Source organism: Vibrio sp. 1978 (assembly GCF_033344345.1).
This window is the reverse complement of record NZ_JAWPOP010000415.1, coordinates 1-730: the sequence shown is the minus strand read 5'-3', so window position 1 is coordinate 730 and position 730 is coordinate 1. Positions and strand designations below refer to the sequence as shown.

2 protein-coding genes are annotated in these 730 nt (G+C 50.0%); both read left to right on the top strand.

Going from position 1 to position 730, the window contains the following annotated elements; all coding sequences use genetic code 11:
* Window positions 1–478: galactose-1-phosphate uridylyltransferase (gene galT, locus R8N49_RS26950; protein ID WP_318190430.1), on the top strand; the 478-nt coding region annotated here is incomplete at its 5' end.
* A 109-nt stretch (window positions 479–587) separates the two neighbouring features.
* The coding region (locus R8N49_RS26945) for a galactokinase family protein (RefSeq protein WP_318190431.1) at window positions 588–730 on the top strand (143 nt) is incomplete at its 3' end.

The following is a 730-nucleotide window of genomic DNA, read 5'->3' as shown; positions in this document are numbered from 1 at the left end:
CCAAGAGCACGGCAGCAACTTGCTGGTGGATTACGTACAAGCGGAACTCAAAGACGGCTCACGCATCGTGGTTGAAACCGAACACTGGCTGGCGGTGGTGCCTTACTGGGCTGCTTGGCCGTTCGAAACCATGTTGTTGCCGAAAACGCACATTCGTCGCATGAGCGAACTCAGCGATGAGCAACGAGACGATTTAGCGCGAGCGATCAAGAAGCTGACCAGCCGTTACGACAATTTATTCCAATGCTCTTTCCCTTACTCGATGGGCTGGCACTACGCGCCGTTTTTTGACGAAGGCACAGACATCGACCATTGGCAGCTTCATGCACTTTTTTATCCGCCACTACTGCGCAGTGCCACGGTTCGTAAGTTCATGGTGGGCTACGAAATGCTGGCAGAAAGCCAACGTGACCTCACCGCAGAGCAAGCGGCGCAGCGTCTGCGTGATGTAAGTGATGTCCACTACAAAGAATGCTAAGTCTTTAAATTGGACTGATTACGAATAACGGGATAGCGCGACTTTACAGATAGAAAGTTAGGCTCAACGCGCTATCCCACACAAATTACTATTTTAAGAGAACGTCCCTATGTCTGAACTTATCCAAAATGTGAAAGCGTCATTTGAGCAAGTGTTGGGCTACGCACCTAGCCATATTATTCAAGCGCCTGGTCGTGTGAACTTGATTGGTGAGCACACCGATTACAACGATGGTTTTGTCCTACCGTGTGC